The organism is Neobacillus sp. NRS-1170, assembly GCF_050468025.1.
In genome coordinates this window covers 113754-125829 of record NZ_JBITPF010000025.1, presented here as the reverse complement: position 1 = coordinate 125829, position 12076 = coordinate 113754, and the positions used below count along the sequence as shown (strand labels likewise).

Sequence of the window (12076 nt, the reverse complement as noted above, 5' to 3'; positions counted from 1 at the left end):
TTGTATTTCAGTTTGAAGACAACTTTAGGGGATTTGTTGAGGGGGCACCCACTTAACATCGATTTTTTTCCTGCACATCCACCTCCGACTTCCTTAAAATAAAAAAGTGAAACCAGCTTGGATTGACTTTAAATTAATCCGTGCTGGTTTCTCTTCTCTTTTCTATTTTTCCATAGTATATAGACTATCAATCTTAGGCAAATTTCAGTTGCTGACCTGTTCAATCCGTATGTTATCTAAAATAAACGTGCCTGCCCCAGTATCTCCATTCAAACTCGTTCCATCACTGAAAATTCCAATATAGGTTTGCCCATTCTCAGAACCTGTTATCGTAAACTCAGCCCTTTTGGTATCAGCAGAAGCTGTAAGTGTATTATTCAAACTCAGTCCCTTTGCAGCCGCAATATCTCGAACATCAATTTCTTGATCACCTGAGATAAAGCGATAAGCATTAGCAGTAGTTTGATAGTCAAAGGATACTTTATAGGTTACTCCCGGTTCAAAGCGGAAGTGCTGAGGAATGGTGCGATACACTAAGCCTTTGTTTCCAGTATTGACTTTAACAGACCAATTTCCTGCGATAACATCATCTACTAATTTTTTGCCTGCCCATCCTTTTTGTGTATACGGTGCATGTAATTCAGACAAATGAATTCTGTTATCTTCTACCCCTTCCGTATTCCCAATAACAAATGGGTAAATTCCTTGCACGACCGATTCAAAATCCTGCTCAAATACGTTAGACGATAGTTGATTATTCACAGATTTTTGAACGATGCGAATATCGTCAAATTTGGTTATTCCTTCTCCGCCCTCTCGGCTGAGAATGAGTTCAGCCTTTTTAGATGCAGCCGTAAAGCTCACTTGCATTCTTTGCATTTTGCTATTGTAGCCATCATTTGAAGCATGTGAGTCTGCTTTTACATAGTTCTTTTGCAGGCTGCGTAATGTGTAATTGCTTACATCCTTTACCCCGCCAGTTACTTTGATTCCGGCTTTTACATCACTATTGTTTTCTACGTAGACTTCTGCCACATAATCTTTACCTGGCACCAGGTCAGTAATGGTGCGGGAAACGGTTGTATTCTTTGATGGACTTTCCATATTCAAATAATAGTCACCGCTGCTCAAATTACGGTCATTTTCAGTTTGATTCGTTCTGATAACACCGACAGCATCCTTGTCTCCAGCAACTTTTGTATTTTCATCTTTGACCGTTCCCGAATTAAATCCTGTGTCATAGATATGAGCTCCCTTGCTCCAATCGTCGACCTGTAAGCCCTTCTCCTTTTTGTCCGGAATAACTACATATGGTGTTGCTGCCTCAGCTATTAAGGTTACCTGATTGTTGACCACTTCGACTTTCTGCACATCAGTTCGGCCTTTATCAGTCATTTTGTACACGTAAACCTTTTTAGATGGACCAACAAATCCATCAGGCAATGTCCAGGTTGTAGTACCACCTTCCAAATTCCAATGAAACAATTTTTCAGCAGCAGGAGTTGGATTTTTAAAATCCTGTTCCACCCAAGGAATTAAATACGAATGTTCATCAAGGACCACATTTCCATTAAGTGTAATCACTCTTTCTCTGGAATTGTCTTTCCTAGTTACAACAACTTCATCCCCATTACTTGGGTCTTCCAATTTAATTTCCTTTTCCAAGTTTGTTTTCGTTTTGTCACCTTGTACATCTGTCCAATCCGTAACATAATACTTTTGTAAAAATTTAGTCGGCAGATTGGTATCGAAGGTCATGCGGATAAACTGGTCAAAGTTCTTATCCGACTGCCATCCTTCGAAACCAGCTAATTCAAAACCACCAAGTAATGGGTGATCAGCCGTTCCGCCTGCTTCAGGCCAATTCAACACCCAGGAATCTTTTTGGTGATTACTTATAAAACGAAGGACTTCAGAGTTGATTCCTTTGCTTGTTGGTCCACCGTAGTTCTTATCTGTAGCCCAGTGCTGCCAAGTAGAATAATTGGCCACTGCTGTACCAAACTCAGTTGAGACTCGCCAGCCTCTATCCATAAATTGCTCTGCAATTCGATCAGATTCCCACTGATCTTGATACCATACATCCAAATAAATAAAGTCAAGACCTGGTGCAGCAGCTTTTAATTCATCCAGTCTTTCGGCACGCGTCCCAGAATATAAATCTTTTAATTTATTAATAGTATAGGATTGATCTAACCAACCCCAGCCCTTGGAATTTGGACTATCAATAAAACCCTCATTAAAAGCTTTGGCTTCAGGATACGTTTCTTGGGCATTTATATGGACACCAAATTCAGAATTGTACTTATGACCCTCACGAATAAGTGTTTTTAAATCGTCAGCACCGCCGATTCGTTCACCGACATTTCCATAATCCGGATGTGCACTATCATGCCCTTCATTTCCATATCCTTTTAAAAGCACAGACTGGCCCAATTCGTCTGTAGCGAGTGCTACCTTTTTTACATTATCTAATGTTTTTAGGAATGGCTGCTGGGCTTGTGATCCAAAATTCATAGCAATACGTGTGCCGACAAGGTTGTTAACATTTTCTGATCCTTTTATGTCCTGCATGATTTCACGGTAGGCAATTGCACCGTCCTGCCAGTTAACTTCATTATCTTTATTCAAATCGTCAGCAATGGCAACTTTCACAGTAGGTTTTACTGCTTGCGGTTTCTGCATAAATTCTCTTTGATAATAAAGCAAACTCGAACCAATCCCAATCGCTTTCGTACCATCTTCACTTTGATAGCGATTAGCTACTAGGTTGCGGTAACCATTGACTTCGGAACTGGACCAAACACCTGCACTCAATTGATCCGTTGATAGGAAACCAGTATAGTAGCTTGCTGATGTTCCAATCCCCTCCATCGATGAATCGACAGTGACATCAATATCCCCCGGCTTCGTTACATCACCGCTAAGATTTGTTAATTTTGCTTTTGCATTCGGTTGTGCGGAATTGATGGAGATAAAGTTTAGATCAGCAAATTCCACCGTTTCAATTTTTGCACTTCCGGCATTGGTAATATCCTCAAAAGTATAAATTACTTTATTTTTGTTGACTTTTAATGAAACTTTGAGAACAGCATCAAGGTTTTCAATTTCATCTTTCACTTTTAAGGTATACAGTGCTTCACTTTCGCTCAGCTTTTCAAAACTTACTTCAGGATAGTAAAGCGTACCGTTCACTTTCACTCCGTAAACAGGAGATTTCTGTCCCCCCATAACCTTATTGCCAACCCGGTATTCGATGACACGTGGGAATACTTGGTCAATTATGACATCCATATAGTCTGATTTTATTGTATCTTCAACTGGTGGAGTACTTGGCGCTTTAGGTGGAACATATTCCTTAATTTTAATGTTTGAAATGGTAATGTTAGCTGACCCGCGGCTTTTTTCAAATCCAAGTAAACCTGCTTTATCGACACCGCCTGCCAATGGCCAGGTATTTACCTTTTTATCATTAACGTAAAGGGTTGCTGCATCATCTATGAATTTCAGTCGTAGATGATAGGTTTTATTGGCTTCCAATGGCACATCTGAGGTCATATCCGTCCAACGGTTAGCAGGGCCAAAGATCTCGCCAAAATACTGATTGTTCTGATCTCCCGTTCCCACATACGTATAGGCAGATGGATTTTGAACACGGTAGATAAGACCAAAGCGGTTCATGGCGCTGGTTGCTGGAGTAATATCCGCTTCAAAAACACCATTCTTTATTCCATCCATTTTATTGTAGACAATTCGATTCTTTTGGGTTGAGGTAACCTTGAAGGTTGCTGAACCATCTTCATTATAGGTAATACCTCCGTCACCAGAGATAATTTTAAAATCTCCATCTGTCAGTTGGTTATCCGTAATGTCAACAGGTTCACGGTCACCTGGTTTTGGTCCTACATCTCCTGGAGCATCCCCCAATTCAATGAGTACTTGGCTGTTTTTCCCTCCAAAAGCACCAAGTTTAACCGCTTCCTTACCTGCAAGCAGATTATTTACGTCGTTTGGTAAAGTAACAGGTCCAAATAAATCTTGGCCATCTAAAGTAACCTTGAAAGTGGTTCCGCCATAATCAATTTTAATAGAATGTTTAGATCCTGCTTCTGGTAGTGATACGCTTGGTCTAGTGTTTAACCAGGTTCCGGTGCCTTTATATTTGTATTCATAGAACCACCCAAATGAGTCATAACCTACAAATACAAAGTTGTTAGGGTCAATATAATGAGGATAGAATCCAAATCTGGTATCTGCTCCTTGCAATTCCGGAATAAAGGTATATTCCATCGTTCCTGTTTCTTGAGCTGTCTTATTTTTCTCTTGAAAAATGGCAGCTTTTGACCCATTGTCATTTCCTGCTCCAGCTCCAAGCCGTGCATAGGTCTTCCCATTCTGGGCGGCCATTTCATTTACTTCATTTCCGCCAGCTGAAATCGTGACCCATGGATTAGTCACTTCTGCCACTGCACGTAACGGTGGAATGAACCCAGTCAAAAATGTTGGCAAAAATAACACAAGCGCAATCAGGATATTAGTTAATCTTTTGTTATACTTCCTGCCCAAATCCTCTCCTCCTTTGATAATAATAGTTTTATAGATGACGATGATTGTTAAATGATTAAAGATCCAGTAACATCACCTTCTATCTGTAATCTAGCTTACTTTTGTTAAAGCGCTTCCACAACAAAGATATTGTCCAAATTTTTAGATATATTGTTTTTTAGTGAAATGCATAAAAAAACGAACAGTACCCGGCACTGTTCGCTTAAAAAGCCTATCCAATTTTGGCAATTTCAAAAATAGCAGTCTAGTCAATTCGCTTTAGCAAACCAGGAGCTGGCAGTCTCTTTCAACACGGCATTCAATTCTGCAATATTCCTTATACCGGTATCTTTTAACCAGTCACGACCTGCTTGTTCCCCATTTTCAGCAAAAGGTGCGACGCCGTCTTTCCAAGTTGCCCTGCCACATAATACACCATTAAAGGTAGAGGCAGATTCTTTGGCAAACTTCAGTGTTTCTTGGAATAGTTTCGCGCTTACTCCGGCACTCAAGAAGATAAACGGCAGCTCAGTAGCTTCACTTTGCTCTTTGAAGAAGGAAGCTGCCTCTTCCTTACTATAGACTATTTCGCCTTCCGTGTAGCCTTCAACAAATTTCATATCCACTGGAACTTCTACTTTTAATACATCGACATGATACTTTGGTTTGGAGAATTCCTTCATTGCTTCAATTACTTTATGCGGCTTCACTTTTGCATACTCTTTACTTTTCACATCATCATTTTTGGTATCGTAAGACACTATTTCAAGGAAGAACGGAATGTCTTCTGCCACACACTCGGACCCGACTCGTTCCATATAAACATGCTTATATTCGTTAATCTTCTCGTCTTCATCCACATCATAGTACAGTAAAAATTTAACGGCATCTGCACCGGCGTCCTTCAATCGTTTAACCGACCACTCTGGCAATAAATCAGGCAAACGGCCCGCTGCTTTTGAATCGTATCCGGTCTTTTCATAAGCAACCAATAAACCGGCGTCCTTGCTGCGAACCTTTGCAGCGGGCAGTCCATATTCCGGATCTAATAGAATAGCAGTTGAATAGGGTGTCAATTCTTCGGAAACCAATTCCTTAAAGCGGATGATGCCTTCATCTCCGATAGAACTTGAACTTCCTGCTGCAATCATTTTCTTTAATGAACCGCGCTGATCAATTGCCAAAGCCCCGATAATCCCATTTTCATCCGACAAACGCTTGAGAGCTGCCACTTTATTTTCCGTTAATTCTAACATCGACAATCACCTCTATTAATCTATTTTAATAACTTCTACCATTTCAAAAAATTGACCAAACTTCTCACGATCTATATAACCGGTTGCCGCCTCCATCGCATTAAGCATGCCCGTCGTCATTGCGGTTTTCAGGATGTCCGGAACGGATTGCTTTCTTTTCAGGGCAACCGCTAATCCTGCAACAGCGGCATCACCGGAGCCAACAGGGTTTACAACGTTGATGGCAGGAATGGTAACCAAGTAAAAATCTCCACCATTCTTTATAAAAGCGCCGGTCCCGCCCAACGAAACGACAATCCATTCAATTCCATGAAATAACTCATTGGTTAGCAATTGCTTTAAGCTGCTTATGCTCTCATCCACTTCCATACAAAGAAGCTGGGATAACTCAGCGATATTCGGCTTGATAGCGAAGGGTTTTACATCATGAGTCAAAACTTGGCGGAGCGGCTCCCCTGATGTATCAACAATTACGGGAATTCCCTTCTCCCGGCCCATTTCGACCATTTTCCGGTAAAATCCAGGCTCAAGCCCTTTTGGCAAACTGCCCGAAATGGTAACAAGAGAAACTTCAGACAGCAGTTCCCAATATTTTTCTAAGAAGCCTGCTCCTTCTTCTGCCGATATTGTCGGCCCGGATTCTAGGATTTCCGTCTGCTTGCCATCATGGAGAATCGCGATACAGTTTCTTGATTCTTGATTGATTTGAAAAAAATGATTCCCGATATCACTTTTCGTCAATTCCTGAATAATGTAATCGCCAATGGTTCCGCCAATTACACCTGTCGCCAAAACGTCTTCCCCCATCTGCTTGACGACCCGGGCCACATTTAATCCTTTTCCGCCAGCGGTTTTACGAACATTTTCAACACGATTAACATCATCCAGTTTGAAATCTTGAATGGGATAGGAAATATCAACGGAAGGATTCATCGTGACTGCTAAAATCATCGAACTCCCTCTTTCCCCATAAAGTTTTCAGCTTGAAACCGGCAAACACCATCAAGATACGTGGCCGTTAATTCGAGTTCAGGTGTAAGAACGATAAAATCGGCATCATAACCGGTCGCAATCATGCCGCATTCCCTATCGATCCCAATACTTTTAGCAGGAGCTGTACTGGCCATATAGATTGCTTCCTCAGGTGTAGCAATTCCCCAATCAACGGCATTTTTGACAGCCTCTTTTAATTGCAAAATACTCCCTGCTAAACTGCCAGTCTCCAACCGGGCAGCCCCGTTCTTCACTTCGACAGGGAATTCTCCGAGCTGATAGCGGCCTTCTGGCATACCGCCGGCCATCATGCAATCTGTTACCATAACCGTCCCCTTCCTGCCGCGGGCATTCATTAAAATGTTAGCTGCAGCAGGATGAACATGGTGACCGTCACAAATGATTTCGGCATACACTTCCGGCAGGCTCATCGCGGCGCCAACCATACCGGGTTCTCGATGATGCAGCCCGCTCATGCCATTGAATGTATGGACAAAAATTGAAGCACCCTTCTCAACCGCATGTTTCGCTACAACATATGTCGCATCACTATGGGCCAATGCCACCGTAACCTGTTCGTTAACGGCATGCTCAATAAATTCCATTGCCCCTTTCCTTTCCGGAGCTAGCGCAATCTTTTTGATAAAATGATTGGAATACTTTTGCCACGATTCCAGCATTTCTATTGAAGGATCACAAAAATACTTCGTGTTTTGGGCACCTTTGTGTTTTTCTGTAAAAAATGGGCCCTCTAAAAAGATTCCTTTTATTTTGGCACCCTGCACCTTCGTATAATTTTCTCCAATCATCGCCACTACTTCGTTTAATAGATCGGGCGAAGATGTTAGCGTGGTGGGTAAAAAAGAAGTCACGCCGCACGAAAGCAGCCCCTCAGAAATCTCCATCAATCCCTCTAGGTCGTTGTCCATGATATCGTGATTTTTAAAGCCATGAATGTGGGTGTCGACTAAACCCGGGGCAATCCATTTTCCCGCATAATCGATTGTCTCAGCCGATTCAGTCGGCAAAGTCACAAAAAAGGAACCAAACTTTCCCTTTGTGATTTCCAAATAACCGGGGCCAGACACCCCATCCTCAAGAAAAAATCTGTCTGCAAACACAAATTGCTCCATTGCTGCACCTCTGTTTAGGAATGGGAATGGGAATCAGATGCATTCCTAATCCCTGGATTTACTTGTATTCATGTATCGTTACACCCTGTACAATACGATTCACCGTTCCGCTAGGTGAAGGAGTATCCGGTGTATTTCCTACCTTAATCGAAGATAATAAAGCGAGCGTTTGTCCAACCATGACATACGGCAGTGACAAGTAAGCATCTGGTATGATGCGGGCGTCGCTGTCGAATGAAAAAGTATCACCAACATAATTGGTCTCTCCGTCTACGGAAATTGCACAAATATAGCCTGCGATTTGATCCCGTCTCAATTCATTTAACATATCTAAATCATATTGGCGTGTATACGGATGGTTAGAAACAAAAAGAAACACTGCAGCTTTTTCATTCACAAATGATTTGGGACCATGGCGGAAGCCGAGTGATAAATCGAAGGAAGTGGCAATTTTACCGGCAGTTAACTCCAAAATTTTTAATTGTGCCTCTCTTGCCAAGCCCTCAAAACCACCTGAGCCAAGATAAATAATCCGATCAAAATCGGTAGCAATCATTTTCTCAATATCTGCTCCTCTGCTAATCACACTTTGACCCATGCCGCGAATTGTTTCAACAATGGTCAATTTTTCTTCCACAGACACGGAATCAAAGATGAGCAGTGCTGTTAAGGTCATACAGGTGTAGCTTCCCGTCATCGCAAAGCCTTGATCATTGGATCTTTCTGGCATCAACAGTAAGAGATTGCTGTCATCCCCTTTTGCCCGTTGTGCTAACTTCCCTTCCTTTGAGCAGGTGATGGTAATCTGGTAGAGGTCCGTTATCACTTGTTCCGCTAATTCCACTGCTGCAACGCTTTCCGGACTGTTGCCGCTTCTCGCAAAGGAAATCAATAATGTTGGGATGTCAGCCTTTAAAAATTGGTAAGGATTTGACACAATTGCTGTCGTTGGAACACTCATCAGATTCCACTTTTTCTCATCGACTCTTTCTTTTAAATATGGGGTAATGGTGTCACCGACATACGCGGAAGTTCCGGCCCCTGTAAAAATGACCCGGATAGTATCGTGCTTTTCTGTCAGGTTCCGTAAAAATGCTTCAATTTCAGGTCTCTTCTTCGAATACAATGCAAATGTTTCGCCCCATAATTCAGGCTGCTGCTTGATTTCTTGTGTTGTAAATGATGCTCCTAATGGCATTAAATTTTCCATACTTAAAGTAAACAAATGGTGTCACTCCTCTTAAGATTTGTTAAATTCCTTCAAATACCCGTAACCCAGCACCAATCACTCCATTATTCTGCTTCATTGTGCTAATGGACATTTGACTTAAAAGATGCTGTTGTTCAGGGATTTGGAATGATTTTAGTTTTTCTTTAATGATGTTAAGCAGAAAAGGGTTGTTAGCAATCACACTGCCGCCGAAAACTACTTTATGAGGGTCTAGTAAACAGGAAATCGAATACAACCCCTGTACCCAATTGTCCGTTATTTCATCAATTATGGGTTGAAACCCATGTGCCCCTTCGTTATAGCGTTCGAAGACATCCTTAGTCGACAAAGATGCTGTTTGCATTTCCTTTTGTGCTAATTTTTCGATTGCTGGTCCAGCAGATATATTTTCCAGCCGCTCTAATTCCTTCCCCGCCGAAAGAACAGGAATTAATCCAAGTTCTCCAGCGAATCCGGCTCCTCTGAAAAATGAACCATTATGAATAATAGAGCATGAGATGCCCGTACTTATCGTCACGTAGACAAACGTTTCATCGCTTTTTGCCTGGGAAGCCTTCCACTCGGCAAAAGCCGCCATGTAAACATCATTGTCGATCGTAATCCGCTCGAGCCCAAATTGCTCCTGTAACCTGGCAGTGACAGGAAACTGGGCCCAAGGTAAATTATTTTGAAAAATCGCAATGCCCTGTTGGCGATCCACCTTGCCCGGTACCCCGGCACCAATGCCTTCCATGTCCGCTAACGAATAAGTAGAATCCTCTAGAACTCGGTCTACCACTTCTACCACTTTAGCAAACATCTTTTCTTTGTCTGAAGGATCACTTTTTACCTCCGTACGTTTCAGTAATTCCCCTGTTTCAGAAATAATGCCTGCTGCAATCTTTGTCCCGCCAATATCTATACCAATTGCCTTTTTCAATTGTACACCTCCAAACATATATAGATGGGTTGTTGGTACAAGTGACATTTATTAAAAACTCATAGACTACAAGCTATGAGTTTTTTTATAAATGTCTTTAATTTAGTTTAAATTCTTGTCATTATTTATTTTATATCACCACAACTTGTTGGGTCAACCCAATATAGAAGATTATTCTTTATTTTCCACCTGTTACTGCAATGCCTTCAATAAATTGCTTTTGCAAAATGATAAATAAAATCAGCATTGGCAGGATGGCCAAAAACGAGCCTGCCATAAGGATCGGATAGTTGGTTAAATATTGACCTTGTAACGATGACAATCCGACAGAAAGTGTCATCGATTCAGTGGAATTATTCACAATCATCGGCCACATTAATTCATTCCAGCTCCAAAGGGTAGTAAAAATACCCAATGCAACCAAACCTGGTTTGGCTAGTGGAAGCATAATCTTCCAATAAATTTGGAAATGGTTGCAGCCATCAAGCCTTGCTGCCTCTTCCAGTTCTTTTGGAAGCCCCATAAAGAATTGACGCAGCAGAAATGTACCAAAAGCGCTAAACAAACCAGGTACAATAACTGCTTGCAATGTATTCAGCCAGCCTAATTTCACAATAATCATGTATTGCGGCAGCAAAAAGACTTGACCGGGAACCATGAGAACTGATAATGCTATCATAAATAGAAAATTCCTGCCTGGAAATTCAATACGGGCAAAAGCATAAGCGGCCAACGAACACAAAAACAGCTGCCCGGCGGTTCGTACGACTGTAACAATAAAAGTGTTGTACATAAATTTGAAAAAAGGCAGCAGCCCAAATACCTCTTTGTAGTTCCCCCATTTGAAATCCTCTGGAATAATAACGGGCGGTACATGAATCGACTCAGCATATGTTTTTAATGAGGTTAGGATCATCCATAAAAAGGGCAGGACCATGGCCACTGACCCCACTATAAGGATGAAGTGGATGAAGAATGTCTTACTTTGTATTAGCTGTCTCGTTCTTTCCAATAGTTCTCCCTCCTTTAGTCATAATGAACCCATTTTTTCTGTAACACCATTTGAATCGCTGTAATTATTAGAATAACGATTAATAAGAGAACAGCGATGGCGGCTGCATATCCTTTATCGTTTAAGACGAATGCATGCTGGTAAAATAAATACACAATTGATTGGGTACTTTCTAACGCTGTACTGCCCTTTCCTATCATCATGAAAATTAAATCAAACACTTGGAATGCGCCTATTAAAGACATGATGCTTACAAAGAAAATAACCGGAGAAAGCAGCGGAAGGGTAATTTTAAAGAAAACCCTGAGTGGGCCTGCCCCATCCATTTCCGCTGCTTCATAATAGGTCTTTGGAATCCCTTGAAGTCCGGAGAGGAAAATGACCATGTTATAACCAATCCCACTCCAGATGGCTACCACAATAATCGAATATAAAGCTATTTTCGGATCACTAACCCACTGCGGCCCCTTTATTCCGATTAAAGATAAAAGATAGTTTAGAAGTCCATAATCGGAGTTAAAAAGCCATTTCCAAACCATGGCGATGGCAGCAGGCATCGTGATAACAGGTAAAAAATATAATGTCCGGTAAACGGATTTCCCCTTTATTTTTTGATTTAGAAGCACCGCCACCAAAATAGAAAGGAAAATCCCAATTGGAACCGTAAAAATAATATAAATTCCCGTATTCTTAAACGATTTTAATAGATTGCTATCCTCAAGCATCCGCTTATAATTCGCTAACCCCGTCCACTCATACTGTCCAAATGCTCCCCATTCAGTGAAACTAAAGTAAAAGGTTTGAATGATGGGCCAAAGGTAAAAAATAAACAAGCCCAGCATGGTGGGAGCAATCATTAGATAGGCCCAAAAATAATCCGATCGTTTCCTTGTCTTTGTTAAGCTCGATACCTTAAATTTGTTTTTCGCCTTCACTTCAACCTGTAGAGGAAGTTCCTTCACTGTATTCCCTCCTTAATTAGAAAAA

Annotated in this window: 8 protein-coding genes; all 8 read right to left on the bottom strand. The window is 41.4% G+C overall.

What is annotated here, in order from left to right; all coding sequences use genetic code 11:
* Window positions 1-204: 204 nt before the first annotated feature.
* Window positions 205-4566, bottom strand: a complete 4362-nt coding sequence (locus tag ACIFOT_RS10805; protein ID WP_430064489.1) for an endo-alpha-N-acetylgalactosaminidase family protein — start codon at window positions 4564-4566, stop codon at window positions 205-207.
* A 248-nt stretch (window positions 4567-4814) separates the two neighbouring features.
* Window positions 4815-5801, bottom strand: coding sequence for a tagatose-bisphosphate aldolase (lacD, locus tag ACIFOT_RS10800; RefSeq protein WP_430064488.1), 987 nt, complete (start codon window positions 5799-5801; stop codon window positions 4815-4817).
* Between the two features lie 15 nt (window positions 5802-5816).
* Window positions 5817-6752 (bottom strand): tagatose-6-phosphate kinase, encoded by a 936-nt coding sequence (gene lacC / locus ACIFOT_RS10795; protein ID WP_430064487.1) that lies wholly within the window; start codon window positions 6750-6752, stop codon window positions 5817-5819.
* On the bottom strand, window positions 6749-7927 hold the full coding sequence (gene nagA / locus ACIFOT_RS10790) for an N-acetylglucosamine-6-phosphate deacetylase (RefSeq protein WP_430064486.1): 1179 nt from the start codon (window positions 7925-7927) through the stop codon (window positions 6749-6751). Before nagA ends, lacC begins: the two co-directional genes overlap by 4 nt.
* Window positions 7928-7985: 58 nt before the next feature.
* Window positions 7986-9152 (bottom strand): SIS domain-containing protein, encoded by a 1167-nt coding sequence (locus ACIFOT_RS10785; RefSeq protein WP_430064485.1) that lies wholly within the window; start codon window positions 9150-9152, stop codon window positions 7986-7988.
* A 25-nt stretch (window positions 9153-9177) separates the two neighbouring features.
* Window positions 9178-10077: an ROK family protein gene (locus ACIFOT_RS10780; RefSeq protein WP_430064484.1), complete on the bottom strand. Its 900-nt coding sequence runs from the start codon at window positions 10075-10077 to the stop codon at window positions 9178-9180.
* Window positions 10078-10255: 178 nt separating this feature from the next.
* Window positions 10256-11014 carry a carbohydrate ABC transporter permease gene (locus tag ACIFOT_RS10775; protein ID WP_430064635.1) on the bottom strand — a complete coding sequence of 253 codons (759 nt, stop codon included), beginning with the start codon at window positions 11012-11014 and terminating at the stop codon, window positions 10256-10258.
* 89 nt (window positions 11015-11103) lie between these two features.
* Window positions 11104-12024 (bottom strand): carbohydrate ABC transporter permease, encoded by a 921-nt coding sequence (locus ACIFOT_RS10770; protein WP_430064634.1) that lies wholly within the window; start codon window positions 12022-12024, stop codon window positions 11104-11106.
* Window positions 12025-12076 lie beyond the last annotated feature (52 nt).

Excerpts from the sequence above, each read along its gene's own strand:
- lacD (WP_430064488.1), bottom strand. The coding sequence starts at position 5,801 with ATGTTAGAATTAACGGAAAATAAAGTGGCAGCTCTCAAGCGTTTGTCG.
- lacC (WP_430064487.1), bottom strand. The coding sequence starts at position 6,752 with ATGATTTTAGCAGTCACGATGAATCCTTCCGTTGATATTTCCTATCCC.
- nagA (WP_430064486.1), bottom strand. The coding sequence starts at position 7,927 with ATGGAGCAATTTGTGTTTGCAGACAGATTTTTTCTTGAGGATGGGGTG.
- ACIFOT_RS10775 (WP_430064635.1), bottom strand. The coding sequence starts at position 11,014 with ATGGTCCTGCCCTTTTTATGGATGATCCTAACCTCATTAAAAACATAT.